Origin of the sequence: Exiguobacterium sp. SH1S21, from assembly GCF_004337175.1 — a bacterium.
Taxonomy (GTDB): Bacteria; Bacillota; Bacilli; order Exiguobacteriales; family Exiguobacteriaceae; genus Exiguobacterium; species Exiguobacterium aurantiacum_A.
The window spans coordinates 144,838-170,044 of record NZ_SJUY01000007.1 but is presented as its reverse complement, the minus strand read 5'-3'; the positions used below and the strand labels follow the sequence as shown (position 1 = coordinate 170,044).

General features: G+C 50.8%; 26 protein-coding genes. 19 read left to right on the top strand and 7 right to left on the bottom strand.

The genetic code is table 11. From position 1 onward, the window contains the following. Window position 1: 1 nt before the first annotated feature. The 13 genes from walK to EVJ24_RS10945 all read left to right on the top strand — a co-directional run bounded on the left by walK (window position 2) and on the right by EVJ24_RS10945 (window position 12,909). On the top strand, window positions 2-1,843 hold the full coding sequence (walK, locus tag EVJ24_RS11005; protein ID WP_071398690.1) for a cell wall metabolism sensor histidine kinase WalK: 1,842 nt from the start codon (window positions 2-4) through the stop codon (window positions 1,841-1,843). Beyond that, window positions 1,843-3,228: a two-component system activity regulator YycH gene (gene yycH / locus EVJ24_RS11000; RefSeq protein WP_131441347.1), complete on the top strand. Its 1,386-nt coding sequence runs from the start codon at window positions 1,843-1,845 to the stop codon at window positions 3,226-3,228. Before walK ends, yycH begins: the two co-directional genes overlap by 1 nt. Continuing rightward, window positions 3,215-4,039 carry a two-component system regulatory protein YycI gene (locus EVJ24_RS10995; protein WP_071398692.1) on the top strand — a complete coding sequence of 275 codons (825 nt, stop codon included), beginning with the start codon at window positions 3,215-3,217 and terminating at the stop codon, window positions 4,037-4,039. The genes yycH and EVJ24_RS10995 overlap by 14 nt, the downstream gene beginning before the upstream one ends. Window positions 4,040-4,052: 13 nt before the next feature. Next, window positions 4,053-4,844 carry an MBL fold metallo-hydrolase gene (locus EVJ24_RS10990; protein ID WP_071398693.1) on the top strand — a complete coding sequence of 264 codons (792 nt, stop codon included), beginning with the start codon at window positions 4,053-4,055 and terminating at the stop codon, window positions 4,842-4,844. A 49-nt stretch (window positions 4,845-4,893) separates the two neighbouring features. Further along, window positions 4,894-6,162: a S1C family serine protease gene (locus tag EVJ24_RS10985; protein WP_131441346.1), complete on the top strand. Its 1,269-nt coding sequence runs from the start codon at window positions 4,894-4,896 to the stop codon at window positions 6,160-6,162. 37 nt (window positions 6,163-6,199) lie between these two features. Beyond that, the gene (locus EVJ24_RS10980) at window positions 6,200-6,361 is read left to right on the top strand and encodes a CxxH/CxxC protein (RefSeq protein WP_071398695.1); all 162 of its coding nucleotides are present in this window, start codon (window positions 6,200-6,202) and stop codon (window positions 6,359-6,361) included. Between the two features lie 83 nt (window positions 6,362-6,444). Then, a complete protein-coding gene (gene rlmH / locus EVJ24_RS10975) occupies window positions 6,445-6,924 on the top strand; it encodes a 23S rRNA (pseudouridine(1915)-N(3))-methyltransferase RlmH (protein ID WP_016509065.1) in 480 nt (159 codons plus the stop codon). Between the two features lie 167 nt (window positions 6,925-7,091). Continuing rightward, a complete protein-coding gene (locus EVJ24_RS10970) occupies window positions 7,092-7,430 on the top strand; it encodes a hypothetical protein (protein WP_131441345.1) in 339 nt (112 codons plus the stop codon). A 238-nt stretch (window positions 7,431-7,668) separates the two neighbouring features. After that, a complete protein-coding gene (locus EVJ24_RS10965; protein WP_131441344.1) occupies window positions 7,669-8,622 on the top strand; it encodes a hypothetical protein in 954 nt (317 codons plus the stop codon). 197 nt (window positions 8,623-8,819) lie between these two features. Further along, the gene (locus tag EVJ24_RS10960; protein WP_131441343.1) at window positions 8,820-9,062 is read left to right on the top strand and encodes an acyl carrier protein; all 243 of its coding nucleotides are present in this window, start codon (window positions 8,820-8,822) and stop codon (window positions 9,060-9,062) included. Continuing rightward, on the top strand, window positions 9,062-10,468 hold the full coding sequence (locus EVJ24_RS10955) for an AMP-binding protein (RefSeq protein WP_131441342.1): 1,407 nt from the start codon (window positions 9,062-9,064) through the stop codon (window positions 10,466-10,468). The genes EVJ24_RS10960 and EVJ24_RS10955 overlap by 1 nt, the downstream gene beginning before the upstream one ends. A 68-nt stretch (window positions 10,469-10,536) precedes the next feature. Continuing rightward, window positions 10,537-11,988, top strand: coding sequence for an MBOAT family O-acyltransferase (locus EVJ24_RS10950; RefSeq protein ID WP_131441341.1), 1,452 nt, complete (start codon window positions 10,537-10,539; stop codon window positions 11,986-11,988). A 30-nt stretch (window positions 11,989-12,018) separates the two neighbouring features. After that, window positions 12,019-12,909, top strand: a complete 891-nt coding sequence (locus tag EVJ24_RS10945; protein WP_236637639.1) for a hypothetical protein — start codon at window positions 12,019-12,021, stop codon at window positions 12,907-12,909. A 175-nt stretch (window positions 12,910-13,084) separates the two neighbouring features. On the opposite strand, the gene EVJ24_RS10940 is transcribed toward EVJ24_RS10945, so the two are convergent. Further along, window positions 13,085-13,339: a hypothetical protein gene (locus EVJ24_RS10940; RefSeq protein ID WP_131441340.1), complete on the bottom strand. Its 255-nt coding sequence runs from the start codon at window positions 13,337-13,339 to the stop codon at window positions 13,085-13,087. A 22-nt stretch (window positions 13,340-13,361) separates the two neighbouring features. Then, entirely contained in the window at window positions 13,362-13,736 is a 375-nt protein-coding gene (locus EVJ24_RS10935) for a hypothetical protein (RefSeq protein ID WP_131441339.1), read from the bottom strand. A gap of 237 nt (window positions 13,737-13,973) precedes the next feature. Between EVJ24_RS10935 and EVJ24_RS10930 the strand changes: the two genes are divergently transcribed. The 3 genes from EVJ24_RS10930 to EVJ24_RS10920 all read left to right on the top strand — a co-directional run bounded on the left by EVJ24_RS10930 (window position 13,974) and on the right by EVJ24_RS10920 (window position 15,762). Continuing rightward, complete coding sequence (locus EVJ24_RS10930) at window positions 13,974-14,450, top strand: peptide-methionine (S)-S-oxide reductase (RefSeq protein WP_131441338.1); 477 nt, start codon at window positions 13,974-13,976, stop codon at window positions 14,448-14,450. Between the two features lie 132 nt (window positions 14,451-14,582). Further along, window positions 14,583-15,104, top strand: coding sequence for a sigma-70 family RNA polymerase sigma factor (locus tag EVJ24_RS10925; protein ID WP_131441337.1), 522 nt, complete (start codon window positions 14,583-14,585; stop codon window positions 15,102-15,104). After that, window positions 15,094-15,762: a DUF3600 domain-containing protein gene (locus EVJ24_RS10920; RefSeq protein ID WP_131441336.1), complete on the top strand. Its 669-nt coding sequence runs from the start codon at window positions 15,094-15,096 to the stop codon at window positions 15,760-15,762. The genes EVJ24_RS10925 and EVJ24_RS10920 overlap by 11 nt, the downstream gene beginning before the upstream one ends. An 81-nt stretch (window positions 15,763-15,843) precedes the next feature. Here the strand turns inward: EVJ24_RS10920 and EVJ24_RS10915 are convergent, their stop codons facing one another. Further along, window positions 15,844-16,086, bottom strand: a complete 243-nt coding sequence (locus EVJ24_RS10915; RefSeq protein ID WP_131441335.1) for a hypothetical protein — start codon at window positions 16,084-16,086, stop codon at window positions 15,844-15,846. A gap of 18 nt (window positions 16,087-16,104) precedes the next feature. Next, the gene (locus tag EVJ24_RS10910) at window positions 16,105-16,737 is read right to left on the bottom strand and encodes an HNH endonuclease family protein (RefSeq protein ID WP_131441334.1); all 633 of its coding nucleotides are present in this window, start codon (window positions 16,735-16,737) and stop codon (window positions 16,105-16,107) included. 255 nt (window positions 16,738-16,992) lie between these two features. On the opposite strand from EVJ24_RS10910, the gene EVJ24_RS10905 reads away from it, so the two are divergent. Next, entirely contained in the window at window positions 16,993-18,186 is a 1,194-nt protein-coding gene (locus EVJ24_RS10905) for a DUF4317 domain-containing protein (RefSeq protein WP_131441333.1), read from the top strand. A 408-nt stretch (window positions 18,187-18,594) separates the two neighbouring features. Here the strand turns inward: EVJ24_RS10905 and EVJ24_RS10900 are convergent, their stop codons facing one another. Then, the gene (locus EVJ24_RS10900) at window positions 18,595-20,040 is read right to left on the bottom strand and encodes a DEAD/DEAH box helicase (protein WP_131441332.1); all 1,446 of its coding nucleotides are present in this window, start codon (window positions 20,038-20,040) and stop codon (window positions 18,595-18,597) included. A 289-nt stretch (window positions 20,041-20,329) separates the two neighbouring features. Here EVJ24_RS10900 and EVJ24_RS10895 point away from each other — a divergent pair, with 289 nt between their 5' ends. Both EVJ24_RS10895 and EVJ24_RS10890 read left to right on the top strand, forming a co-directional pair. Then, window positions 20,330-21,412, top strand: coding sequence for an alpha/beta hydrolase (locus EVJ24_RS10895; protein ID WP_201740373.1), 1,083 nt, complete (start codon window positions 20,330-20,332; stop codon window positions 21,410-21,412). Then, on the top strand, window positions 21,409-24,186 hold the full coding sequence (locus EVJ24_RS10890; protein WP_131441331.1) for a glycoside hydrolase family 3 C-terminal domain-containing protein: 2,778 nt from the start codon (window positions 21,409-21,411) through the stop codon (window positions 24,184-24,186). The genes EVJ24_RS10895 and EVJ24_RS10890 overlap by 4 nt, the downstream gene beginning before the upstream one ends. 90 nt (window positions 24,187-24,276) lie before the next feature. On the opposite strand, the gene hepT is transcribed toward EVJ24_RS10890, so the two are convergent. Both hepT and mntA read right to left on the bottom strand, forming a co-directional pair. After that, window positions 24,277-24,684 carry a type VII toxin-antitoxin system HepT family RNase toxin gene (gene hepT / locus EVJ24_RS10885; RefSeq protein WP_131441330.1) on the bottom strand — a complete coding sequence of 136 codons (408 nt, stop codon included), beginning with the start codon at window positions 24,682-24,684 and terminating at the stop codon, window positions 24,277-24,279. Then, window positions 24,677-25,084: a type VII toxin-antitoxin system MntA family adenylyltransferase antitoxin gene (gene mntA / locus EVJ24_RS10880; RefSeq protein WP_131441329.1), complete on the bottom strand. Its 408-nt coding sequence runs from the start codon at window positions 25,082-25,084 to the stop codon at window positions 24,677-24,679. The genes hepT and mntA overlap by 8 nt, the downstream gene beginning before the upstream one ends. Window positions 25,085-25,207 lie beyond the last annotated feature (123 nt).

Sequence of the window (25,207 nt, the reverse complement as noted above, 5' to 3'; positions counted from 1 at the left end):
GATGAAACGGACGAACTTCTTTAAATCAATCCAGTGGAAGCTCGTCGTCATCTATGCGCTGCTCATCCTTGTTGCGATGCAAGTCATCGGAGTGTACTTCGTACGCTCCCTCGAACGACAATACATCAACAACTTCTCGCAGTCGCTCGTCGATCGGGCCAACCTTCTGAGCTATAACGTCAGTGAAGGGATCGCATCGAACGGCGGTGACTCGACTACTGATCAGCAGTTGAACCAGGTACTGGATCAACTGCTGTCTGAGTTTACGGAGAGCACGACGCTAGCTGACGACATTCGCGAAGTCCAAATTATCGACACGAACAGTGTCGTCCGGGCGACTTCGAACCAAAATAACCAAAGCCTCGTCGGACAACGGACGGCGAGTTCATTCATTCAAAAATCGTTCGCGACAAGTGGTGCGCAAGAGACGCTCGTCTATGAAGACTCGAACGAGCGGATGCGCGTCGTCGCCGTCCCGATCAAATCCGAGGTCGATGGGACGACGACCGGGATGATCTATATCGAGGCGTCGATGCAATCGATTTACAACCAGATGGAGCAAGTGACAAGGATCCTTGCGACCGGTACGCTCATCGCCTTGATCATCACGTCCATCCTCGGAATTTTGCTGTCACGGACGATCACGCGGCCGATTGCGGACATGCGTCGTCAAGCCGTCGAGATGCGAAAAGGAAACTTCTCGCGGAAAGTTAAAGTCTATTCCGACGATGAGGTCGGGCAACTCGCTTACGCCTTTAACGAACTGACCGATGAACTGATGGAAGCGAACGCGACGACCGAGGCGGAACGACGCCGGTTGACAAGTGTATTAGAGAACATGTCGGACGGTGTCGTCGCGACCGACCGTTCGCTCCGCGTCATCCTCATGAACGACCAGGCCCGCGATATGATCGGTGTCGCCGAAGAAGAGGCGATGGGGTCGAACCTGCAGAGCCTGCTCGAGTTTGACGATGAGATCGTCATCCCGGAAGATGGGACGATGCCGGCGAAATTGATCGATCTCAGTACGGACGAAGAATTGTTCCTCGTCCGCGCCTACTTCTCACCAATTCAAAAACATAGCGGTCCGATCACTGGTCTCATCGTCGTCTTGCATGACGTGACCGAGCAAGAGCAAGTCGAACAAGACCGCCGTGAGTTCGTCGCCAACGTCAGCCACGAGCTGCGGACGCCGCTCACGACGATGCGGAGCTATCTCGAAGTGCTCGCCGAAGGCGCGTACAAAGACGATGAACTCGCACCACGGTTCCTAGAGACGACCCAAAACGAGACCGAACGGATGATTCGTCTCGTCAACGACTTACTCCAGCTCTCGAAGATGGACAGTAAAGAGTATACGATGCAAAAAGTGAAGTTCGACTTCATCCAGTTTTTCAACGATATCATCGAGCGCCATGAGATGACGAAAGGCGAAACGATCCAGTTCCGCCGGAAGCTCATGAAGCGTCGCGTCTACGTGCACGCCGATCAAGATAAGATGACGCAAGTGATCGACAACATCATCACGAACGCGGTCAAGTTCTCGCCAGAAGGCGGGACGATCACGTTCCGGACGATGCTACGGGCGAAACGTCTCGTCATCGGCATCAAAGATGAAGGTGTCGGGATTCCGAAGTCGAACTTGAAGAAAATCTTTGAACGGTTCTATCGGGTCGACAAGGCCCGAGCGCGAAATATCGGCGGGACCGGACTCGGTCTGTCGATTGCCAAGGAAGTCGTTTCAGCCCACGGTGGCGACATTTGGGCGGAGAGCGAGTTTGGACGTGGGACGACGATTTACTTCACCATCCCGTTCGATACGATCGTGGAGGTGAATGACTGATGGGACGAAAACGTTTCTGGGCGAAGCCAGAGCTGGTGAAATCGCTCGTCTTGCTTACCTTGATCGTCACGTCCATCGTCCAAACGGTCATCCTTTGGGATTACCATCCGAAGTATCAATCGGTCCAATCCGAGACCCAAGTGGCGACGGTGGACGAGTCGCTGCAACGTCAGGCGAGGCAAATTATCGTGCCAACCCAGACGGTCGTCCACGAGAACAACGCTGTCTTTGCGACGAAGAACACGCCGAAGCAAATCGCTCGGGTCATCCGCGATGCGTTCGAGGCGAACGAGTTTAAACCGCTCGCTGCCAAAAACGTACCGAGCTTGTATGCAGGTGTCAACGAGGCAGTTGAACTGATTTTACCGGAACCATACTATGCGGACACGCTCAGTTACATTCTGCCCGGGTCTTACAGCCTGTCAGGGAAAGTACCGCAACGGGCGCTCATCTTCATGGACGACAACGTCTGGAAAGTCCGGGCGATCATGAGCGATCAGTCGCTGTGGGAAGGTCGGCTCTCTAAAGCCGGACAAGGGGACGTCAATAGTTTGTTCTTAAAAGATTCGAACCGCGCGATGCAACGGGTCACGTACACGGACGAGCGGGTCAACTATATCCCGGTCGTCGGGCCTGAGATGAACGAGCTGTTCGCGTATGACGTCTCACAAATCCAGATCTCGGCACGCCTTGATTGGATGCGCGATACGTTCTTCCCCGGGGACCCGAACGTTCAAGAAGTCGATCCGGCGAGTTCGGTCGGCGCACTCACGAACGGGATCAGCGTCGCCGAGTATGACGCGACGTTGAACGCGAGCCGCTATCGCAACTTGTCACGTAATAGCACCGAGCGCGAGTCGGCAATCGGGCTTGATACGATCGTCGACTTCGTCAACTTTCATGGCGGCTGGGTCGATGAGACGTCAGAGAGTCAAGGCCTGTCCCTTCGTTTCGATGCGATCACACCAGCGAACAAAGGATTTGAGACGACCGTGTTTCGGTTTCACGTGAAAGGGCACCCTGTCTTTAGCCAGCGTGATGCGTTTATCAACAACGATGCGATCGACTTATCCACACTGCGCGTTGAAAACGACGGGGCACAAGTCCGGTCCATCACGCGTCACCATCTCGAAATCGACCGGTTGATCTCGGTCGGGACGACACAGCTTGCGGACGGGCAAGACGTCATCGATACGCTCGTCAACGCAGATCGGTTCGAAAACGTGACCGAGATTCGTCTCGGTTATGAGATTGAATACAATGAAGACGCGAGTCGTTACGTCACGTTCTCTCCGAATTGGTTCGTCCGTGAAGCCGGGAGATGGATCCCTTACGACAAGCCGGAAGATTGGACAGAGAGGATGATGTACCGTGGATTGGAGTAAAGCGAAAACGATTTTAATCTTCGCCTTCCTCGCGCTGAACATCTACCTGTTGTTCCAGCTCTTGACGGAAACGTGGGCGACCGAGGTTGTGACGAGCGACAACACGTCAATCGCCCAAATCTTGGACCAACGTGACGTCGACGCATCGAAATTGCCACGGATGGGACGGGATATCGGTTATTTGACCGGCTCGTCTGAGCAGATGTCGGCGTCGATGATCACGAAAAATCGTGAAGTACAACTAGCGACGACGCTCGACAACATGCAGCTTGAAGTCGAGCTCAAACAAGCCGTCCCGCTCGACGAGAACGACTTGCGGACGACGTCGTCGACGTTCGTCACCGAGTACGTGCCGTTCGGATCAGAGTACGCCTACTGGCGGTTTGACCAAGAGACGCGCCAACTCGCGTTCGTTCAGACGTATGAAAACAATAAGATTTTCTCGAACCCGGAAATCGAGGCGGACACAGAGACATATATCGGTCCGTCCCTGTTATTGCTCCAATTGAACGAAAACTACGAAGTGACGGACTACAAGCAGCGCCATTTGACGAACTTGTCGTCGAAATCGCAAGACGACCTCGTCTTGACGGCGAGCGAGGCGATCTCGCAACTCGCGGCCCGGAAGTACTTCCAGCCGAACCAAGAGATGCGCGCCATCAACACCGGGTTTTATAGCTTACCGCTCGACAGTTCCGGCAGTTTGATCATCATGCCGCCGCTCTGGTCGATCGCCATCGACGACAACGTGTATTTCGTCAATGCCATCGATGGGACGGTCGAACGGGTTGAATTTAATTTAGAAGACTGAAAGGAGTGATCGAGTGACTTTACGCTACAGTGTGCTCGCGAGCGGTTCGACCGGTAACGCGCTCTATATTGAGACGGACCGTGCGAAATTGCTCGTCGACGCCGGATTGACCGGTAAGGCGATGCAGCAACGCATCACAGACATCGGCCAGTCGTTCGAGGGTATCGACGCACTGCTCGTCACACATGAGCACTCCGACCATATTAAAGGAGTCGGGATTCTCGCCCGGAAGTACAACTTGCCGATCTATGCGAATGCGAAGACGTGGGCAGCGATGGAAGATAAAATCGGGAAGATCGATCCGGCCTTGAAGTTCCATTTTGAGGTCGGTGACATCAAACAGTTCGGTGACATCGAGATCGAGTCGTTCAACGTCAGCCACGATGCGGCCGACCCGATGTTTTATCAGTTCGCCCATGACGGCAAGCGATTGGCCCACATCACAGACACCGGGTACGTCTCGGACCGGATGAAAGGGCTCATCCGCGGCGCGGACGACTTCATCTTTGAGTCGAACCATGATGTCTCGATGCTGCAGATGGGACGGTACCCGTGGAGCGTCAAACGGCGCATCCTCGGGGACTATGGCCACGTCTCGAACGAAGACGCCGCCATCGCGATGAGCGAGGTCATCGGTGAGCGGACGAAACGGATCTTTTTGGCCCACCTCAGTAAAGACAACAATATGAAAGAACTCGCGCAGATGAGCGTCGCACAGACGCTCGGCATGCGTGACGTCGATCTCGGACGCATCAAATTGCATGACACCGACCCATTAATCCCATGTCCGCTCGTTTCTTTATAAGCGAACTTGGGAAAAGACAGGTAACACTGTCCTGAAGGGGGGGCGCGTCGTGAACGAAGAGAGACACCATGAGTATGAACCTCAAGACGTCGAACCTTTAGAGCACGAAGCAACATCAATGAACGATTCACCATCGACTTTTCCATCCCGAAGCGAGTGGCGTCCGAAGCAAGAGGAACACGTGCGCCATAAGCCACGGCTGAATGTAAAACCGTTATTACTCGGAGGGGTTGGCGGATTCTTAGGAGCGGCGTTATTCTTTTTCGCGATGATGCTCTGGGATTCGCCGACCTCTCGTTTTGTTACAAACGAGCTGGTCCGTACCGAGCAAGCCGTCACCGTCACGGAATCGGACATCACGGCCGCCGTCACAGGCGCGAAGACGTCCGTCGTCAGCATCACGAACATCCAGCGCGCCTTCACCTCGGACTCGCAATGGGAGGCTGGTGCGGGTTCTGGCGTCGTGTATAAAGTCGACGGGGATACGGCGTACATCGTCACGAACTTCCACGTCATCGAGGAAGCGGACGAGATCAACGTCGCTTTCGCCGATGGGCAAGTCGCCCCGGCCACGATTTTAGGAGAAGACCCGCTCAACGACTTGGCGGTCGCCTCCGTGAAACTTCCGGAGAATATTGACGTCAATCCGATCGTGCTCGGCGATTCGACGGTGCTACAGGCCGGCGAGACCGTGATGGCGATTGGCAACCCGCTCGGCGTCTTTTCAAACTCGGTCACGCGTGGTATCGTCAGTGGTGTCGAACGGACCGTGCCGGTCGATACGAACGCGGACGGTCTCATGGACTATAATGCCGAAGTCATCCAGACCGACGCCGCCATCAATCCCGGCAACTCGGGCGGGGCACTCATCAACATCCGCGGTGAGCTCGTCGGCATCAACTCGATGAAGATCGCCGAAGCGAGCGTCGAAGGGGTCGGCTTCTCGATCCCGGTCAACGTGGCGCTACCGGTCATCGACATGCTCGAGCGTGACGGACGGGTGACACGGGCTCAGCTCGGCGTCACGATCCAAGAAGTCATCGCCGTCCCGGGCAACGTCCGGGAAGAATACGGCATCAGTTTTGACAAAGAGGACGGTGTGTTCATCGAAGCGATCACACCCGGTAGTCCGGCCGAACAAGCAGGGCTTCGCGTCGGGGACGTCATCACGAAGATCGGCGACCGTGAGATTAAACGCTACGTCGATTTACGTGACGCTTTGTACCGAGACGCCGCGGTCGGGGATAACATCGTCATCGAATATACACGGCGAGGCAAGGCAGAAACGACCGAGGCCACATTAACAGAAGCAACGTAAAGGAGCGGCGACGCTTCTTTTTTAAGGAGGAAAATTTGTGGAAAAAAAAGTATGCAAGGAACATGTTGAAATCGCTTTAGACATCATTGTCGATGAGACGGGGGAGTACCCGTTACTCGAAGAACTATCCACAAGTGGACAAGTCAAATGTGAGTTCTGTGACGCCGACGCAACATATGTTGTGTCAAGCAAAAAATGATTGTCAACATGTGGATTTGTGGATAACTCTGTGGATAACCCTATGGATAACTCCGAAAAAACTGTGGAAAAAGGAAGAATTGGATGAATATTTCAATTATCACGGTCGGCAAATTAAAAGAAAAATATTTGAAACTAGGAATTGCGGAGTACACGAAGCGCCTGTCGGCATACGCGAAAGTGCATGAAATCGAGGTTGCGGACGAGAAAGCGCCCGAACATTTGAGTGAAGCCGACATGTTTCTAGTAAAACAAAAAGAAGGCGAGCGGATTTTGGCGAAAATCAGTCCGGACACGCACGTCATCGCTCTCGCGATCGACGCCAAGCAGCGGACGAGTGAAGAGTTCGCCCGCGAGCTCGACAAGTTGGCAACGTACGGCAAGAGCAAAATCGCCTTCGTCATCGGTGGGTCGCTTGGCTTATCCGACGACGTCATGAAACGGTCGGACGATACGATCTCATTTTCGAAGATGACGTTCCCACATCAATTGATGAAGCTCGTCTTGTGTGAGCAGATTTATCGGGCGTACCGGATTAACCGGAATGAACCGTATCATAAGTAATCACATAAAAAATGATTGAAGCGTCAGAGCCATTCACCGGTTTTGACGCTTTTTGTAGGTGAATCTTCGCCATTGCCGAATGGTAATCTTGTTGAAGAGAAACTTTAGCAAAAGATACCTTCTAATTAAAACTCTGAGGCATTGAATATCTGAAAGGAGACTTAACTTTGAAAAAAACAGTTTTAATCAATGTATCTTTCTTGGTCGAAATAGAAGAAACAGAAGTACATAAAGATTTTGGGATGATTGATCAAGTCACAAACGAGTTGTGTCACGCCCAAACAATCAAAATCGGAGCGAAGGAAGTGAATGTAGAATGGGAAAGTTGCTCCACGGTTGTCTTGAATCCAGTTTCAATGAATTGTGTACAATGCTCAACTTGTGGACGTTGGACAACAGACAGAGAAAAAGATAATCCGTTGTTACAGTTGTGTAATGGAGCAACTTTCGAAGGAAAACTGCTGTGTGATGACTGTTTACCAGAAGATCACAGGTGGTCTTTTTAAAAGTGAAAAATTATTCCACATCATAAGCCGGTTCGTCTAATTAGTGGAACTTACAAACAAGCAGAGTTAGTTTATTAAGTCTCCTGCAGACAGCGACGAGAGAATAGTTCTAGTCGCTTTTTTTGTGAGTCTAATCTTAAAAAGGATTGTTGATATTTAGTTTCGGATTTACAATATAGATAAAAATAATCATAAAATGGTAATTTTTATAAAAATATTAGTAGAGGAGCTTTTCATAATGGAATCGAAAAGAGAGCTAACTGGCAGACGAACATCATTTTTTCAAACCTATTTGATCCCAATTACAATCGCATCATCTGTAGTTGTATCCGGCACAGTCGGGTACTTTGTCAGTCAATTCAATATGAATAGGAATGCGGACGGATCTATCGCTCAAGCGGAGATGCAATCACGCGTCGACGATATGCAAGAAGAGTCTGTCACAACTATTGAAAGAGAAGTCCCAAAAATTATTCATGATTTAAAGGAATACGATAAAGACTTAGCTCAGCTTGTCCAACAAGTAGATTGGTTAGAGCAAAATATGGTCCCTGTCCGTAACGTATTAGAACATATCAATTCAGCGACGCTTGTAATCTCAGGAGTCAACAGTGTGGTGAGTAGTCCGGTGTTAGGTAAAATGAGTTCCTCTTTAAGTTCTGCCAACAGCACGTTGAATGAAGTAGACGCCTTTCTATTCCGGTTAGAGCACTTGTCGAGTGTCAAACAAGAGATGGGTGAGACGCGCAAACAGATTAGTGAATTGTATGAGAAATATCAAACTGAGAATGATCCGGCATTACTATTAGAAATGGAGCACGAATTGGATACGGAACTTGTATATCAAATTGAGGACGTTCGAACGGCAACGATTGAAGCGAGGGAAGTACTAGAATCATCTGCTGGTGTCGTAATGGCGACGAACAATACCATCTCTATTTACCAAAAGGTCAAAAATGCGAGCGGGAAAGCCTTCGAGACACTTCAATTCTGGAAAGAAGAAAAAAACGAAAAGAAAATTGATCAAGATGAATTTAATCGAATTGAAAAAGAACTTGCGGATTCAAGAGAACGCCTTAAAGATCTTCCTGATGAAATGGCCGAGCGTTCGAAAAAGACGATTTCATCCATCAATGAAGTGAAAACAGAACTTCAAGTCATAAGACTAGCTGAAGTGATTCAAGGAGATTAAAAAAAGCGACGCTGATTGCAATCCACTCTAATCTAAAAGTCTTACATTGAAGACCGGAAACCAAATTTAGGTACCGGTTTTTTCAATGAATAACATCAATGCTCCGAAGTCTTATTGCCGTCCAAAAGGCAATATGATAGAATCACATGGCAAATGATTATCATTATCAATTATAGAAAATGGGGAGAATTCATCCAATGAAAAACATCGAATTATATAAAACGGCATTCATCGACGGACTTGATGTCGAGCCAGACGCGTCACTCGAAGAAATGAAGCTTGGTGACACAAAAGAGTGGGATTCGATCGGCCACATGACATTGATCGCGGAGCTCGAGGACGCCTTTGACGTCGATCTCGATGCCGATGTAATCACGGAGTTCAACACGTATCAATCTGGCATCGACCTATTGAAACGATTGGGCGTGGACTTCAGTTAATGAAACGCTTCGACACGATTGATCAGTATGGAGAACGAACCGCCATTTATACGGATCGAGCGTATTCGTATACTGAAATGATTGAGGCGGCCGACGCGATTGCGGATGAGGTCGGTGATCGAACGCTTGTCTTTTGTTTATGTGCCAATAATAAAGAGTCAATTTTCGGCTATGTCGGATTTCTCCGCGGACACATCGTGCCGCTCCTGTTAGATGCAGCGATTCAATCGGAACAGCTGCAGAACTTAATGGATCGCTACCGACCGACGCACATCTGGGCGAATCGGGATCACGATTTATTAGCGCAGGAGATGGATACGGTTTACGCATACGGAGACTATGCGCTATTCGAGTGTCCCCACGTGATTGAGCACAAACTTCATGACGAGCTCTGGCTCTTGTTGACGACGTCCGGTAGCATGGGCAGTCCGAAGCTCGTGCGACTCAGTTACGATAACGTCTTCCGCAATGCGGCATCCATCGTGTCGTATCTTGATATCAATGAAGACGATCGTCCCATCACGACGCTCCCGATGAACTATTCGTATGGTCTCTCGATTCTTAACAGCCACCTTGTGTCTGGCGCGACCGTCGTAGTAACGGATGCATCCATCATGCAGAAGGAATTTTGGCAGTTGTGCCGCGACCAGCACGTCACGACGTTCGGCGGCGTCCCGTTCGTCTATGAGATGTTACACCGGCTTAAATTCGAAACGATGGAGCTGCCGAGTTTGACGAAACTGACGCAAGCCGGAGGGAAGTTGAATCCGTCTCTCGCAAGTGCCTTTACCGATATATGCGAACGAAAAGGCATCCAATTTTTCATGATGTACGGTCAAACGGAAGCGACGGCGCGCATGTCGTATCTACCGCCGGACCGGAATCGTGAGAAGGCTGGCAGCATCGGCGTTGCCATCCAAGGTGGCGAATTGACGTTACGCAAGGAAACGGGTGAAGTGATCACCTCACCCGACGTCGTCGGCGAATTGATTTACAAAGGAGACAACGTTTCGTTAGGGTATGCTACCGCATTGTCTGATCTCGCGAACGGAGATGAGAACGGGGGCGCCCTGCAGACGGGAGATTTGGCGTATATGGATGAAGACGGCTATTTCTTCATCGTCGGCCGCATCAAGCGCATGATTAAGATGCATGGAAACCGAATCAGCCTCGATGAAGTGGAGGACCTGTTACGAGCACACGGACATGAGTGTGTGTGTACAGGAACGGATGACGAGCTATACGTGTACACGTTGCACGACGACCGTGCCGCCGTCAAACAAGTCATCAAGGACATGATGCATACAAGAGGGGTCACGATTTTACGAATCGATGCGATTCCACGGAACGCATCCGGGAAAGTGCTCTATTCTGCATTACCGAAACGAGAACTCATCACCACCTGAACCAACAAGCTGGTGCAAGAGAATCCTTTGTTGAACGCAACACAAGTTTAGAATAATCAGGTGAAGCTATGACGTTTATTTCAATCGAGTTTTTACTCTTTCTCGCCATCTTGATGGCGATGTATTATATGGTACCGCATCGGTTTAGATGGGTCCTGTTGCTGGCGGCAAGCTACTTGTTTTACGCCACGCTCAGTATCCAGTTCATCCCACTGTTGCTTGTGAGCACCGCCTTTACGTATGTCACAGGACTCCTGATTGAACGCCAGGACGAGAAACGGCAGAAGAAACGCCTCATGCTTATGGGCGTTACGATGTTGGTCCTGTTCCTCGGTTGGTTCAAATACTTTAACTTCGTGAACGAATCGTTGCGCACGATGGCCATATCGCTAGGTTGGAACTATGAGATCCCGTATCGAGACGTCGTCTTGCCGCTCGCGATTTCGTTTTATACATTCCAAGCGATCAGTTATCTCGTCGATTTGTATCGCGGGAAACTGAAGGCCGAGCGCCATTACGGCTATTTCTCAATTTACTTCGCTTTCTTCCCGCAGTTAGTGGCGGGGCCGATTGAGCGGGCCAAGAAATTACTCCCTCAATTTAAGGCGGAGCAACGGTTCGATTATGAACATGTCAGTTACGGGATGAAGCGGATCGCTTGGGGCTTCTTTAAAAAGACGCTCATCGCCGACCGATTGGCGCCGATGGTCGCAAGTGTGTTCAGTCAGCCAGACCCGACCGGTTCAGAGATTGTGCTCGGCACGATGTTGTTTTCGATTCAATTGTACGCCGATTTTTCAGCCTGCAGCGACATCGCCATCGGCAGCGCTCGGTTATTCGGCATCAAGTTGACGGAGAACTTTCGACAGCCTCACTTCGCGGTATCGATCGCCGACTTTTGGAACAGATGGCACATCTCGCTCTCGACATGGCTCCGCGATTATATCTTCATCCCGTTATGCAAAGGGAAAAAGAAGCGCTATCAGATTTATGTCGCCATCATCATCACGTTCTTGGTGAGCGGCATCTGGCATGGGGCAGCTTGGAGTTTCGTCTTATGGGGGCTGATTCATGGTCTGTACCGCGTGTTCGGAGATGCGACGAAACATCAGCGGGAACAGATGGCATCCTTCATTCGACTCGACCGGACGCCTGAGCTTCATAAATGGTTGAAGATCGCGGTCACGTTCCAGTTAGTTTGTTTCTCGCGCGTTTTTTTCGTATCCGACTCGGTCGCGCAAGCGTTTCACCATGCCCGGCTGTATGTGACGCCGTCGTCATGGGCGCCGCTGGAACTGATGAACGCCCTTGAACTGTTCTCGTTGCTCGATTTACTCGTGTTTCTCTTCTTCTTTACGACCGTCCACGTGTTTCAGTACATCGAACGGACGAAGGGTTCGGCATGGGACTGGTTGGCCGGGCGTTCGGCCTTTACGAACGTGGTAATTCAACTGTTCGTAATCGTCTCGGTGATTGTGTTCGGTGTTTCGAGTGAAGGGTTCATTTATGGTGGTTTCTAAATGAAAGGAATGGCTATGAGAAGTATATGGATGAAAATTGCGGTGATCATCGGAATCGTTGCCCTATTGTTGATTCCGCTCAACAACTTTGTCAAAGAGTCGTGGGCATACAATAACAACCGCGGCGTATTGGCGTTTCAAGAAGACCCGACCCCTTTAGATATCATCAACTTGGGGACGTCGCACGCGATGTTCGGCTATGCGTTCAAGCCGCTCGGCTTGTCGCATCTCGACTTGGCGTTGCCAAGCCAAACGATTGAGTACGACTTGAAGATGTTGAAGCAGCACGACGAACATCTTCGTCCGGGTGGGGTTGTCATCGTCTCGCTCTCGCAAATCACGTTCAGCAATGCGGAGATCAGCCGGAAAGAAAACTATTATCACGTGTTGGACCGGGAAGATATCGAACCGGTCAGTACGTTTGATTACTACACGTACACATCGATCCCGGCGTTGAACAGCGGGAGCGTCTATACGGCGCTGTCGCGAGAGATTCGTGATTTTAGATGGGAGTCTCACAAACCGTGGGTAAATAACGGCCAGAACTATTCGGAACGGAAATACGAGATGGTCGAAGCTCAGTATAAACAGGCTGTGGAGCATCATGATATCGAGCAGAATATGGAACGATTGAAAGACATCGTCGAGTATTGTCAGACGAAAGGTTATCGGGTCGTCTTAGCAATGGAACCGATCCATGAATCATATCTGGCCTACTTTAATGAGACAGCGATGGATCGACTTGTCAATCAACATCTGGAAGCACTCGATTTAGATGTCCCGTTCCTGGATTATATGGAGGACGAGCGGTTCATAGACAATAGAGCCTACTTCCATAATCCAGACCACTTGAACGGGAAAGGGAGAACGCTCCTATCGTCTCTCGTCTACGAGGATTTGAAACGACTCGGTTATCTATAAGCAGTCTAAAAAGGAAATCTACATCGTCGTGTAGATTTCCTTTTTGTTTGGCTTCATATTATACATCGCTCTCACGCATCAACGCATGTGTGTTGTCCTCAAAATCTTCAAGAAGACCATCCATGTTTGACTTGTAAATACATTATGGAGCTGGCTTTTGCGGAGTCATTAATATTCAACGGGTTCGTCGCATGCGTTGAGCCGCGAGCAGTCCGAGTGCCAGGACGATCGTGAGGCCAATCCACGTGAGCACGTAGATGAGCGGCGACCCGGTCGTTCCAATGACGACCTCGTTTTGCAACACGACGACCGAATCTGCTTGAGCGATTATATCGGGCTCATAGGTGACTGTCCGGATGAAACCGACGCCGAACGTACCGACGAAGTAAAGGATGTGCAATGCTGCTGAGATGAGGACTGCGAGTTTCATGTTCTTCAAGTTCAGGATCCTTTCATTGTTTCGCTTGCTGGCTTTGCGAAAGTTTTTGTTCCATTTGTGCATGTAGCTTTTTGACAAGGCCATCTGGATATGGAGAAATCGAAACTTGAACGTGGACCAGGAACAGGGTCCATAAGTCGGTCGGATAGTACGAACCGTCACGAGGCAACCGATGACCTTGGATTGTGAATGATTCGTCTTTGTCATCGAGGTATAATACAAGGGGGACCGACATGCCGGATCCCTGATCGAAGCGGTTACCTTCTTGCACATACTCTTGAATGAGCGCCCAAACATAAACCTCGTTCTTCGGTGTATTCGTGTCGAGAATTTTGAACGTGGTCCACACATCGCCACCGAAGTTCGGCTCCATCACCTCGGTCGTCAACTAGCGTTCGATCTCCTTGCGATCAACGGAAATGGACTGGCTCATTGAGACGAATGATTCCCCTGTCGCCGTCTGATAGGTGCCTGATACGAGCATGATGGTACAAAATGTGGTCAGCATGAGTTTTTTCAAAGGAGGCCCCCCATATCTGTGCACCGATCATAGATTTACATATATCGTAGTGTATTTATGACGAATTGTGGGATTGATTGACTAAAATTTTAAGGAGGTCATTGAATGCAAACTGTATATTTAGCGGGAGGTTGTCTCTGGGGCGTCCAAGCGTTCATCAAGACGTTACCGGGCGTCGTCGAAACAGAAGCTGGACGTGCGAACGGGACGACGGATACACTTGACGGAAACTATGACGGCTACGCGGAATGCGTCAAAACGACGTTTGACCCAGAAGTCGTCACGATAGATGAGTTGATGAGCTATTTGTTTGAAATCATCGACCCGTATAGCGTCAATCGTCAAGGCGAGGACGTCGGGGAGAAGTATCGAACCGGTGTCTATAGCGAGGACCTTCGGCATGTGGATGCGGCCCGTGCGTTTATTCACAGACGGAACGATGTCAATCGGATCGCGCTCGAGGTGCTGCCGCTTACGAACTACGTGCGGAGTGCGGACGAGCATCAAGACCGGTTAGAACGATGTCCGGACGATTACTGCCATATCCCGCAAGCGCTGCTGCAAAAATATCAAACATCATGAGGATGAATTGGGCATCTCAAACGAGGTGTCTTTTTTTAGGGATTTTTTCAAATAAATCTAGAATGACGAAGCTAAATCCATCAAACTTTTGTCTAATGAGTGTATGGACAAAATGAAAAGGGGGGACGGCTGATGAAACGTCTCATTCAAAAAGCGCAACGTGGAAACGACCAAGCATTTCTAAAGGTATTTCATCATTATGAGTCAGATCTGTATCGCATGGCTTACGTGTATGTCAAAAATCCGGATGACGCACTAGATGTGGTGCAAGAAGTGGCCTATCAAGCATTCAAAAAGATTGGGACACTACGAGAACCCGACTACGTGAAGACGTGGCTCGTCAAAATCACGATCAACTGTGCGCTCAATCTGATGAAACAAAGACAGAAGGTCATTCAATTAAAACCCGAGTTTGACGAAATTGTTGGAAAAGAAGAGCAAGATATTGCATTGACGCTCACGCTTGCCGATATGATGGAAACGCTGTGCGAAGAAGAGCGCAGTATAATCGTCCTAAAATATTATCAAGATTATACGTTCCAACAAATTTCGGATTTACTTGAACTGCCAATCGGGACTGTGAAATCAACATTGTATCGAGCGGTCGAAAAACTTCGAAACGAGTTGAAGGAGGCTGACTACTATGGATCATGAAATGAAACGCATCCTAGAGGCAATTGAAATTCCGAGTGAGTTACGGGAACGAAGTCAAAAGGGCGTGGAACGAGCGAAACTGGAGATGCGAAAGACGCCTAGCTTCTTTCGAAAGCGTTTGATGGTAGCGAGTCTCGCGGTTGCACTAATTGTGCCGACGGGTGCGTTCGCTTATCAATCACTCTTGGCCGATGATTTATACGGTTCATTCGATGAGCTGAAAGTACATATTGTCAGCGCGACGATGGAGAAGTATTTATTACTTGATGCCAAGTTGAAACAAGCGAAAGGAACGTTAGACGCGTCAGAATATGATGCGTTCAAAACAGAGTTACGCATTTTCACGAACGTTCGGATGACGTATGGAGATGCGAGCGGGAATGTGGACTATGATGCGATTCCCGTTGAGACACGTGCAGACGTTAAACAAGCGCTTGCTGAATTACAACCCTATTTCGATACGCTCAACAAACAGGCATCGACAAGAGAGCGATTAACAGCGGAAGAATACGATGCTTATATCGAGGCGATTATGACAGAAGAATCGATTCGTGCGCGTGCAGGTGATGATATTGAAAAGATGGCACCGTCACTTCGTAAAGAGTATGAGCAAGTGTTGATGCTGATTCGAGCAGTCAACGAGAAACAGCATCAATAAAATATATGAAAAGGGGACCGACCATCGTTTTTCGATAGTTTGTCCCTTCTTTCATTCGAACAGATTCACCTCTGAGTTTTCTCACTCACGCTCGAGAACGTTGACGAGCAAGCGATGCACGACCTCGTGGTCACGCATGTCATGCAGCTTGTAGTCTTTCCCGGGCAATGTATACCATTCGGCCGCCCCGACGTACGTGATGGCGAGTTCGAGCGTCCCGTCTTCCTGGCACGACGTTCGTAATTCAAGTTCTCCACTGATGACGCCGACTTCCTCGGTCGTGACGCCATGGGAGGCTTTAAAGATAGAAGATAGCTGACTCATAGCGAACTCCTTTCTAAATCAATAGATGCATGTATTGATGGCCGTTTGCAGGGCCGCTTTCTCCGATGACTGGAGGCTTAGTCCCCAACGGCTCTTCGTCTCGACCCACATCTTCGCGTAAGCACAACGAGCCCCGGTCCGTGTCGGTTGCCATGTTGATGGATCTTGGTCACCTTTTGAGCGGTTCGAGCTAGCTGAGACGGCAATCAGTTGCGGGCCAGTTAAATCGTTGGCGAAACTTTGGCGTTTCGTCGTCGTCCAGCTGTTTGCGCCTGAACGCCATGCTTCAGCCAAAGGTACGACGTGGTCGACGTCGAGGCTAGATGGCGACGTGAATGTGAGCCCATCGTAGTAACTGTACCATGACCCTGACGTGACCGGGCAGTCGCCGACGTATGAGTCCGCGTCGCGTTTCAAGACGATTTGACGGGTGTCACAACCATTGCCTTGACCGCTCCAATGGGGAAATAAGTCGCGGCTATAGCCGGTCATCGCACCTTCAGTCTTGACCGTCAACGCGTTCAACTTCGTGAGAGCGCTCGACTTCGACGGGATACCCGGCGGGAGCGCCGAGGCGGTCGGAGTGGTTAAGTGAAGCGTCGTGACGACTAAGACGATGGCGAACAAAGAACTGATGCATTTTTTCAACATGTTTGTGCCTCCTATTATGTATGACGACTGTACGACTCGCACCCTCATTTTCCGGATGCACATCGAATATACACGGCAAAGTCGGCAGAAAGATTGAAATTTACAAAAATGAATCAAAAGATTAGAAAAGTTGAGGTCAGGGACATGAGACATGACATCAGACGTCCCGGCTTTAGAACTACTGACATACGCGTGAGCAACAACTATTGGTATAATGAAGTCGATTTGTAGTCAAGAACGAAGGAGTTGGGAAAGATGAATCAAAAAGACATCGCGGCAATCCGCAAGCATTTCAAGTTGAATGCGGAAGCGGTCAAAATCGCTGAAATTTATAATATTTACATCCGGCAAGACAGCAACGAGATCTTCCACGAAGAGATGCGGTCGTTCCCGTTTTTGGAGCAAGAGCATCAGGAGCTATTTTTGACGAGTTTTAAGAAAGTACTCGGCGGTAAGCTCGACGAGAAGCTGTTTGAAGTGAAGTTCGAGCACCCGGAAGCGGGTCAGACCGACCATACGCAGACGCTATTGTACAAAGGATTGCAAACGGATGACACAGAGGACTGGGCCGCTTCGATGCAGAAAGTCGCGTTGAAGATGGTTCAAGACGCTCCGTTCGAAAAAGATGTCGTCGTCACGTTCATTCGCTTCCAATACAATAAACCGACGCGGCGTCATTCTGAAGAGACGGAAATCGATATGCGCGACGAGGTTTACACGTCGCGGTTCATCCTCGGCAGCATCAACCAGACCGAACTGCCGAAACAGTCGCTCGTGTTCGACTTTATCGAACGTGAGTACAAATCGAACGTCTTCATTAATCCCATCATCAAACTCGACGCACCCGTCGGCGGTTTCTTGTTCCCGTGTTTCACGGACAACGCGGCCGACGTCAACCATGTCTTGTATGCGGCCCAGAAGGCGCACCAACCGGACTTCGGTTTTATCGAGAACGTGTTGAATGGCACCGAGATCGTGACGGCGGTCGAAGAGAAAGCGATGTTCGAAGAAGTCGTCAAAGCCGTTATCGGGGAGGAAGTCAACTTGGCGACGCTCGCCACCGTCTATGAAGAGATCAATTATTTGATCGTCGCGGAAGAAGAGCGTGAGGACGAGGACGAGACGGTCCCGATGCTTGACGCACGAGCGGTCGAGGTCGTCTTGAAAGCGAGTGGCGTCGAGGACGTGACGACGGAGAAAGTCGAGCAGGCGTTCAAACAAGTCGTCGATGACACGAAATACGAGATGAAGGCGAGCAGCGTCGTCCCGAAGTATACGTCGAAGTCGATTAAAATCAACACGAAAGTCGCGAATATCACGATCAGCCCGCAAGATTTGAAATACGTGAAGCAAGTGAACGTGAAAGGCAAACGATGTCTGTTAATCGAATTAGAAGAGGACACGGAAATCGAAGGATTCAAGTTGATCTCGGAAGAACTGTTCGACTAATTCATCTCGGCTGGACGAAATCCGTTGCACCCGACAGAGCTGATTGAGCATGTGCTCGCAGCGATTGTTCTCTTTACGATGTTATGTATTTCACGGGAAATGGTGAACGGTGATTCGTACGCTGGCTGTGCTCTGTATGCAAGGTAGAAGTGACCGGATATCGTGCACGAAACAATGCGGAATTGAAATTTTTAGAGTGAGAGATGAAGGTTCAGGCGACATTGCCTGAGCCTTTTTTTGACAATTAGGTGAGGAAGGTTGAATTCAAGACGTGTTATCGGTATGATTCTGTTGAAAGCGTTCTCTCGAAACCGCTATTTTTTTACTGTTTTTCGAAAGCGCTTTCGATAACGTGGTCAAAACATAAAAAAGGCTCGGAGAGATCAAACTCTCCGAGACCTGGATTGGTTATTTATGGGCTTTACTCACTTTTAGCTTTTTACCTTTGATCGGTGTCGACTCCATCGCCTGAAGGACGAGTGAGCCTTTCCCGTTCAAGATGTCGACGTACGTCATCTGATCGGTGATCGTGATGATGCCGATGTCTTCGACGGTCACACCTGGGATTTTGGCGATCGTGCCGACGAAGTCGATGGCACGAAGTTTTTTCTTCTTCCCGCCGCTGAAGTGAAGCTTCAGGATGTCTTGGTTGATGCGGGCCGTCTTGTTGTTGCGGACGACACGGCGACCGCTCAACTTCTCTTCGAACGCCGCTTTGCCGCGAGCGACTTGTGCTTCGGTCGGGGCGTCCATCGTCGGGATCTCGAACTTGATGAACGCTTCGATGGCGCGGACGAATTTACCTTCATAAGGAGTCGCGAGCGTGAGGGCTTTCCCTTTGTTACCGGCACGGCCTGTCCGTCCGGTCCGGTGCACGTAGCTCTCTTTTTCCATCGGCACGTCATAGTTGATGACAAGATTGACGTTATCGATATCGATGCCGCGTGCCGCGACATCTGTCGCGACGAGATAACGGAAGTTGCCCGTCTTGAACCCTTCCATGACGGCGAACCGGTCTTCTTGCTCGAGTCCGCCATGGAGCCGTTCGCAAGAATAGCCGGCTTTGTCGAGCTCGCTGTATACGGTGTCGACATGTTCTTTCGTCCGGCAGAAGATGAGGCAGCTGTCAGGATTTTCGACGACCGTGATGTCTTGTAACACCGACAACTTGTCTTCATTGCGGACTTCGATCAAGCCGTGCTCGATCGTCGAGGCCGTGACGCCAGCAGACTCGATCGAGATGCGGGTCGGCTCGTTCATGTGTTGTTTACACAGACGCTCGATGTCGTTCGGGAACGTGGCCGAGAACACCATCGTGACGCGATCAGTCGGTAGCTTTTGAATGATGGCTTCGACGTCAGCGAGGAAGCCGCGGTTCAACATCTCGTCCGCCTCATCGATGATCAAGTACTTGATTTGGTCCAAGACGAGCGTTTCACGTTCGATATGGTCCATGACACGTCCCGGTGTCCCGACGACGATATGCGTCTTCTGTTTCAAGTCTTCACGTTGTTTCGAGAACGGTTCTTTCCCGTAAACGGCAGTCGCCTTGATCCGTTTGAAGCGGCCGATGTTCGTCATATCTTCCCGGACTTGGACGGCGAGCTCGCGTGTCGGTGTGAGAATCAGTACTTGTGGTTTGTTTTCTTCCCACTCAATCAGTTCAGTGATAGGAATGCCGAATGCGGCCGTTTTGCCGCTCCCGGTCTGTGCTTTGACGACTAGATCTTGGTGCTCGAGTGCGAGCGGGATGACTTTCTGTTGCACTTCTGTCGGTGCCACGTACTTCATGATACCGAGTGCGCGTTGGATGTCTTCACTTAAGCGGTAGTCCGCAAAGTTTGGTTGATTCATATGTTTACCTCGTTTTCGTGTAAGAAACTTCTGTTGTAGAAATTTTCATTAGCAATTTAGTTTACGTCTCATTATACACGAAAGGGAACAGTTCGTCGTTCATCCGTGAAATCGAGCGAGTGCGAATGGGGAGAAGTCGACCTGACTTCTACCGTCTAACGCCAGCTGCATCAACACTTCACCGATGACACGACCGAATTTGAAGCCGTGTCCGAAAAAGTAAGATTTAAGTCAACGTGTAAAGCGGCCATTCATGAAGCGCTGTTTAGGAGAAAGGAGCATTCAGTTCATGTCGACTCATAGTAACTCATACAAACGGTTAGTTGACGAGTTAAGTGCAGTACATATTCGAGAGACGATCGCTGGCGTCGAGACGACGATCAAACCGATCCCGGATTCACGCAAACAAGGCGACCTTGACCCGCGCGTGTTGGCGAACACCAATCAACACGTAACGGGCGATGAGGCACCCGCACCGTTTGATCTTGAGGCCGTCCGCGCAAGTATGGGCTGGCCGAACCGTGACGTGACGACACGTCCGATCACGACAGAATTGATCATGATTCCAAGCCTTGAAGGGGATATCCCGGCCCGGCTCTATCGGCCCGAGTCAGACGAGCCGTTACCGGCTGTCCTGTTCTTCCACGGCGGCGGTTTCTTTGGCGGGACACTCGATACGGTCGAGAACCCGTGCAAAGCGCTCGCTGAGAAAGCGAACGCGGTCGTCGTCTCGGTCGACTATCGGCTCGCGCCGGAGCATCCGTTCCCGGCTGGTTTGCATGATTGCTTTCAAGCGGTCAAATGGGTATACGACCAGGCCGATGCGCTCGGGGTGTCGCGCGAAAGTATCGCGGTCGCAGGTGACAGCGCCGGGGGAAATTTGGCGACCGGCTGCTGTTTACTCGATCGTGCCCAACAGACAAGCATGATCAGCTTCCAGGCACTCATCTATCCGGTCGTCAATTTAGGTTCGGTCCCGACAGATGATTACGCATGGGACATCGCACAATACGATATCCGATATCATCACAACTTGATTCGCGAGATAGTGCTAGCGCTCAGCGACGCGGATTCGATGTTCAACGCCATTTATTTACAAGGTGCGAACGACGTGACGCATCCGCTCGTATCGCCCTTGTTGGCGGACGACTTGAAGAATCTCCCGCCCGCGCTCATCGTGACGGCGGAGTACGATTATTTACGCTTAGAAGGCGAGGCGTATGCGCGGAAACTCGCGCGCGACGGCGTGAAGACGAGACTGATCCAATACCGAGGGATGGACCACGCCTTCCTCGATAAAATCGGGGACTATCCACAAGCTGAAGACTGTATAAACGAAATCGCAAACGAAATGAAGGAGCTGACAACATGAAACAGTACACATTGAACTGGGATACGTATAAACAACTGGCGCGAACGGCGGTCGCCGAAGGGGCTGTCCTCTTAAAGAACGAACAGACGCTGCCGATCCAGGCGGGGACGACCGTGTCCGTGTTCGGTCGCAGCCAATTCAACTACTATAAGAGCGGGACCGGATCAGGCGGGATGGTCAACGTCTCCCACGTGACGAGTCCGCTCGAGGCGCTCCAAGCGAGTGAAGGCATCCAACTGAACGAGTCGCTCCTTCAGACGTATGAGGCGTGGGTCGAAGAAAACCCGTTCGACAAAGGTGTCGGCTGGGCCGGCGAACCGTGGTCACAGCCGGAGATGGCCGTCACGGACGCGCTCGTCGCGGAAGCGGCAGCCAAGTCGGATATGGCGCTCATCATGATCGGGCGTACGGCGGGTGAGGACCGTGACAACACGGCCGACCCGGGTAGCTACTTGTTGACCGAGATCGAGAACGAGTTGATCGAGAAAGTGTCGAAGGCGTTTACGAAGACGGCCGTCGTCTTGAACGTCGGCAACATCATCGATATGAAGTGGGCGACGGACTATGAGCCGAGCGCGATTCTTTACGCATGGCAAGGGGGATTAGAAGGCGGGACGGGACTCGTCGATGTACTCACAGGCAAAGTCAGCCCGTCTGGCAAGTTGACAGACACGATCGCCCGGTCGATTGACGACTATCCGTCGACGAAAAACTTCGGTCACGCCGACAAAGGAATTTATCAAGAAGATATTTATGTCGGCTATCGCTATTTCGAGACGTTCGCGAAAGACGAGGTCCTCTATCCATTCGGTTTCGGGTTATCGTATACAAGTTTCAGCATGGAAGTCGTTGAAGCGAGTGAACAGAACGGTTTGATTACGATCAACGTCGCGGTGACGAACACCGGGGCAGTTGACGGGAAAGAAGTCGTGCAACTGTATGTCGAGAAGCCGCAAGGCGTCCTCGGTAACCCGGCGCGCGCCCTCGTCGCGTTCGATAAGACAGGTCTGCTTGCACCAGGAGAGCGGCAAACGCTCGAATTCTCCGTCCCGGTCACGGACTTTGCGAGCTATGACGATCGTGGCGTCACCGGACACGCATCGAGCTTTGTCTTAGAAGCAGGGACGTACCGGATTCACGCTGGGACGGACGTCCGTTCAGCTGTCGCGGTCTTCGACTATGAGCTCGCCGAACTACAAGTCGTCGAGACGCTCAGCGAGAACATGGCGCCGGTCACACCGTTTGACCGCATCAAGCCGGTCGCAAGCGGTCAAGGATATGAAGTCAGCTATGAAGAAACACCGCTGCGCCAGGTTGACGTCGAGGCACGTTATCTCGCCGAACGTCCGATGCAGCGCCATCAGACAAGCGACAACGGCTTGAAGCTGACGGACGTCTATCACGGGAAAGCCGAGCTTGAGACGTTCCTCGACCAGTTGACGGATGAGGACCTCGCCTGTATCGTCCGCGGACAAGGCATGAATTCGCCTCGCGTGACACCAGGGACGGCCGCCGCGTTCGGCGGCGTGTCGGACCGTTTGAACGAGCTCGACATTCCGGCCGCTTGTTGCGCGGACGGTCCGTCTGGTATCCGGATGGACATCGGCACGAAGGCGTTCGCGTTGCCGAACGGGACGCTGTTGGCGTCAAGCTTCAACGTGGCGTTGATCGAAGACCTGTTCGAGATGACGGGACTCGAGATGCGGAAAAACCGCGTCGACACGTTGCTCGGACCAGGGATGAACATCCATCGTAATCCGCTCAACGGACGGAACTTCGAGTACTTCTCGGAAGATCCGCACGTGACGGGCAAGATGGCGATCGCCCAGTTGAACGGGATGCACCGCGTCGGCGTGACCGGCACGCTCAAACACTTCAGCGCTAACAACCAAGAAGCGCACCGCCACGACATCGACTCGGTCGTCTCGGAACGGGCGTTACGTGAGATTTATTTGAAAGGGTTCGAGATGGCCGTCAAAGAAGGCAAGGCGACGTCGATCATGACGACGTACGGTGCCGTCAACGGCGTCTGGACGGCCGGGCTGTACGATCAAAACACACGTGTCCTTCGCGACGAGTGGGGCTTTGAAGGCATCGTCATGACCGACTGGTGGGCGAAAGTGAACCACCATGAAGATGAGCCGGCCAACCGCCAGAACACGGCGGCGATGGTCCAGTCGCAGAACGACTTGTACATGGTCGTCGACCGTCCGGATATGAACTCGTTCGACGACAATACGGGAGCTGCACTCGCTGCCGGTACGTTGACACGGGGCGAGCTGTTGCGGAGTGCAGCGAACATCTGCCGCTTCGTCTTACAGTCTCCGGCGATGGAGCGTCTGCTCGGGCTTCATGACGGTTCAGTCGAAGTGATCGGACTCGACGAAGAAGCAGGACAAACGATCGATTTCGATGTGACGTATCAGCATCTTGCGAACGGAGAGAGCGTCAGCTTGATCGACGCGGACACATCGACGGGGAACACACACGTCTTCGCCGTCTCGGTCGATGAGACGGGCACGTACGACGTGACGATCACGGCCCGTTCAGAAGCAGGAGAGCTCGCTCAAATGCCGGTGACGCTATTTGCGAACAACATCCCGGGTCCGACGTTCACGTTTAACGGAACGGGCGGGGAATGGGTGACGCAGACGAAGCAACTGTTCTTCTTGAACCAACACAACTACTTGCAACTCTACTTCACACTCGGCGGTCTCGACGTGAAAGACATCACGTTCACGCTCGCTGACTCGTTCAGCATGAAGAACGGATAATTGGAAAACGCCGTCTCGGAAACGAGGCGGCGTTTTAATATACTTTTAAGGATTACTGTGGTGATTCATGGCACTGAGAAGCCACGATTGTCACACATCCAGTTGCAGGATAATTTTTGTGAACGTTTTAAAATCATCGATGTGCTTTTCGAGAATCGCTTCAAGAATTTCGAGTTGGAGTGCTTGGTAGTCGTGGACGGCGATATTACGGAATCCGACCATGTTCATGAGCGTCTTCGCTAAGGCATTATCAATGATACCTGCTTCCTCGAGCATGATGAACCCGTCCCGGCTCGCTTTGGGTACGCCCAACTTCTTTTGACTGACTAGGTACATCGCGATATCGATACTCGCTTCACAGGCGCGTTGGATGTTGAGAATGATACTGTCTTGCTTCGTGAAATCGTTTAGGTGATCTGGATTATCGTCATACACGTCATGGATTCGCTGAAGACAGCGCTCGATTGTCGTCACTTTGTTCAACACAACATCATTCATCGAATACACTTCCTCTAGCTTTGATTTCTTTCAAGACGATGTCTCGTTGTTCGTTCAATTCGGCATACATCCGAAAGGCTTTCATCTGTTGTCGCGTAAATTCGTTCTGATCTTGAATCGATAATGGAACGCCCTCTGAGAAAATTTGCATGGCAAAGACGGTGTCGACTTCACGGATATCGATCAAGTCGACGTCTCGCCCGCATAGAAGCGCTAATTCGCTCGCCAAGGCAAAGCGATTATATGGTGAGAGTCGCTTCTGACCGAAGTATGCTAAATCGACATCACTATCCTCACGATCTGTTCCTTTGGCGAATGACCCGAACAACAAGATGAAATCCGCGTCTGTTTCACGTTGAAGCGTTTCAATGATCGTTTGTCTTACTTTTTCAGAAATCATACTCTCACCTCCTCATTTCATTATACGCTCTCGAGTATAAGCCTGAACATTTATTCAATCATAAAAAACGAACCATAATCGGGTAAAGAGCCGTATAGAGAATAACACGTAAAAAATGGAGGG

Coding starts and splice junctions, on each gene's coding strand:
- walK (WP_071398690.1), top strand. CDS start 2: ATGAAACGGACGAACTTCTTTAAATCAATCCAGTGGAAGCTCGTCGTC.
- yycH (WP_131441347.1), top strand. CDS start 1,843: ATGGGACGAAAACGTTTCTGGGCGAAGCCAGAGCTGGTGAAATCGCTC.
- rlmH (WP_016509065.1), top strand. CDS start 6,445: ATGAATATTTCAATTATCACGGTCGGCAAATTAAAAGAAAAATATTTG.
- EVJ24_RS10965 (WP_131441344.1), top strand. CDS start 7,669: ATGGAATCGAAAAGAGAGCTAACTGGCAGACGAACATCATTTTTTCAA.
- EVJ24_RS10960 (WP_131441343.1), top strand. CDS start 8,820: ATGAAAAACATCGAATTATATAAAACGGCATTCATCGACGGACTTGAT.
- EVJ24_RS10955 (WP_131441342.1), top strand. CDS start 9,062: ATGAAACGCTTCGACACGATTGATCAGTATGGAGAACGAACCGCCATT.
- EVJ24_RS10950 (WP_131441341.1), top strand. CDS start 10,537: ATGACGTTTATTTCAATCGAGTTTTTACTCTTTCTCGCCATCTTGATG.
- EVJ24_RS10945 (WP_236637639.1), top strand. CDS start 12,019: ATGAAAATTGCGGTGATCATCGGAATCGTTGCCCTATTGTTGATTCCG.
- EVJ24_RS10940 (WP_131441340.1), bottom strand. CDS start 13,339: ATGAAACTCGCAGTCCTCATCTCAGCAGCATTGCACATCCTTTACTTC.
- EVJ24_RS10930 (WP_131441338.1), top strand. CDS start 13,974: ATGCAAACTGTATATTTAGCGGGAGGTTGTCTCTGGGGCGTCCAAGCG.
- EVJ24_RS10925 (WP_131441337.1), top strand. CDS start 14,583: ATGAAACGTCTCATTCAAAAAGCGCAACGTGGAAACGACCAAGCATTT.
- EVJ24_RS10920 (WP_131441336.1), top strand. CDS start 15,094: ATGGATCATGAAATGAAACGCATCCTAGAGGCAATTGAAATTCCGAGT.
- EVJ24_RS10915 (WP_131441335.1), bottom strand. CDS start 16,086: ATGAGTCAGCTATCTTCTATCTTTAAAGCCTCCCATGGCGTCACGACC.
- EVJ24_RS10910 (WP_131441334.1), bottom strand. CDS start 16,737: ATGTTGAAAAAATGCATCAGTTCTTTGTTCGCCATCGTCTTAGTCGTC.
- EVJ24_RS10905 (WP_131441333.1), top strand. CDS start 16,993: ATGAATCAAAAAGACATCGCGGCAATCCGCAAGCATTTCAAGTTGAAT.
- EVJ24_RS10900 (WP_131441332.1), bottom strand. CDS start 20,040: ATGAATCAACCAAACTTTGCGGACTACCGCTTAAGTGAAGACATCCAA.
- EVJ24_RS10895 (WP_201740373.1), top strand. CDS start 20,330: ATGTCGACTCATAGTAACTCATACAAACGGTTAGTTGACGAGTTAAGT.
- EVJ24_RS10890 (WP_131441331.1), top strand. CDS start 21,409: ATGAAACAGTACACATTGAACTGGGATACGTATAAACAACTGGCGCGA.
- hepT (WP_131441330.1), bottom strand. CDS start 24,684: ATGAATGATGTTGTGTTGAACAAAGTGACGACAATCGAGCGCTGTCTT.
- mntA (WP_131441329.1), bottom strand. CDS start 25,084: ATGATTTCTGAAAAAGTAAGACAAACGATCATTGAAACGCTTCAACGT.